Origin of the sequence: Paenibacillus mesophilus (genome assembly GCF_005938385.1) — a bacterium.
GTDB lineage: Bacteria > Bacillota > Bacilli > Paenibacillales > NBRC-103111 > Paenibacillus_AB > Paenibacillus_AB mesophilus.
The window spans coordinates 1-2148 of record NZ_VCRA01000074.1 but is presented as its reverse complement, the minus strand read 5'-3'; the positions used below and the strand labels follow the sequence as shown (position 1 = coordinate 2148).

Here is a 2148-nt window from a genome sequence, read left to right as displayed (position 1 = left end):
GGAGAACAGTTACGGATTCCGACCCAAGAGAAGCGCACATAGCGCAATCCGAAGGAGTCAGGAAAACATCCAGGAAGGGTACAAGTATGTAGTCGACATGGACCTGGAGAAATACTTCGGTGCGCCTAGGTAAGCTGGGTGCTTTCAGTGGGTGCAATTCCCACCCGGGCAAAGGGAAGAGCCGCCCTACCCGGAATCGAGTCTTGAGCACGCAAAGGTAACGATGCGGGCTAAGCGTAGACAGAGCGACGTCCAGGCCGTAACGCAAGTGAAGCGATAGAGCCTCGTGAGATGTCCGGGGGCCGACAAGGTCGAATACTTGGAAGGCTACAGTAGATTTCCGCAAGAGGCGAGGGAATCGGAGACCCCGGCGGGGTCTGAGAGCACGGCATGGCGGAAAAGGAAGCATCACGGAACTAGGGAGATCCATCGCGATCTTCGCAGAAAAAAAAAATTGCGGAGTATGCCGACTGAAAGGACCATCCATAAGAGAGCAGACGTCGCGATGGAAGTCGGACCTGCTGGTAGTACTCGGAGCACGGGAAAGCCTTGTACAGGGGGAAGCGGCAGGACAGAGTAAGCTCTTAACAGCGAAACATGCCCCACACGCGGAGGTGGATACGGTATGTCAACACAACTGGCTAAGATAGCAGAGAAAGCTCGGCAAGATAAGAAACTTCGCTTCACGTCACTGGCGCACCTCATCACCCCAGAATTTCTGCAGGAGACATGGCAGATGATGAACCGTAAGGGAGCAAGCGGAGTGGACGGAGAAACAACGGCGCAATTCGAATCGAACTTGAAAGAGCGGACGGAAAACCTGTGGAATCGGCTTAGACAAAATCGCTACAAAGCCCCACCCGTAAGGCGAGTAGACATTCCCAAAGGAAATGGAAAGACCAGACCGCTGGGAATCCCTACGGTGGAGGACCGACTGGTTCAACGCGCGGTAACGAGGATCGTTGAAGCGATCTTCGAACAGGATTTTCTGGACTTCTCGTATGGATTCCGACCGGGACGCAATCCCCACATGGCGCTTAAAGCGCTCAGGACTTGCATTGTTACCAAGAAAGTAAGACACGTATTTGAAGCAGATATTCGCGGCTATTTCAACCACATCAACCATGAATGGCTGATGCAAATGGTCAAACAACGGATAGCCGACCCGGCCATTTTGCATCTCATTGGAAAATGGTTGCGAGCCGGAATCATGCAACACGGCGTCGTTACACGTAATGAGGAAGGAACGCCACAGGGCGGGCCGATTAGTCCGCTATTAGCGAACATCTATTTGCACTACGTCCTGGACCTCTGGTTCGAGAAGCGATTCAAGAAATGCATACAAGGAGAAGCCTACCTCATTCGTTTTGCGGACGATTACGTTGCTTGCTTCGAATACAAGAGAGATGCGGAAAGTTTCCAAACGCTGTTGAATGAAAGGATGAAGAAATTCAACCTGGAGCTGGCTGAGGAAAAGACGCGCCTTATGATCTTTGGACGATTTGCAAGGGAACGCAAGGCGGAGTACGGCGAGAAGCCGGATACATTCGATTTTCTGGGATTTAAACACGTCTGTGGAACAGGTAAGAAAGGTGAATTTGCCCTCATACGGATTCCAAGCGTAAAGAGTTGCCGGAAATTCACGGAACGAGTCGGAGCATGGCTCAAATTGCATAGCCATTGGAAGCGACGAGATCAGCAAAAGCAACTAACAAGAATGCTCCGTGGGTTTTACCAGTACTTTTCGCTATACCACTGCGACTACAAACTGCATAGCTTGAAAAGTCAGATTGAACGGCAGTGGATACGGTCACTCCGTAGAAGGAGCCAAAGACATCGGTTGTACTGGTCTTATCTAAGAAACAGGGATTGGTTTATCCTACCAGAGCCGAAATTACTACATCCAACAATCTAACGAACAAACCTGTGAACGACTCTGGGGAGCCCGATGCGGGAAATCCGCACGTCGGGTTCTGATTGGGGCTGACGGCACAAGGAAAAAAAAATCCGAGGCCGTCTTCTACCAACCATACAGTGAACCAAAGTAAGCTGGTAGAGGTACTATCCAGAACCATTAAAGACGGGCGGGTCATCTCGCTTATCCATAAGTACCTGAAAGCCGGAGTAGTCGTCAAGCATAAGTTTGAG

At 50.7% G+C, this 2148-nt stretch carries 1 protein-coding gene; it reads left to right on the top strand.

The genetic code is table 11. The features are described 5' to 3' along the window. Positions 1–625 precede the first annotated feature (625 nt). Complete coding sequence (gene ltrA / locus FE783_RS37200; RefSeq protein ID WP_138884444.1) at positions 626–1915, top strand: group II intron reverse transcriptase/maturase; 1290 nt, start codon at positions 626–628, stop codon at positions 1913–1915. Positions 1916–2148 lie beyond the last annotated feature (233 nt).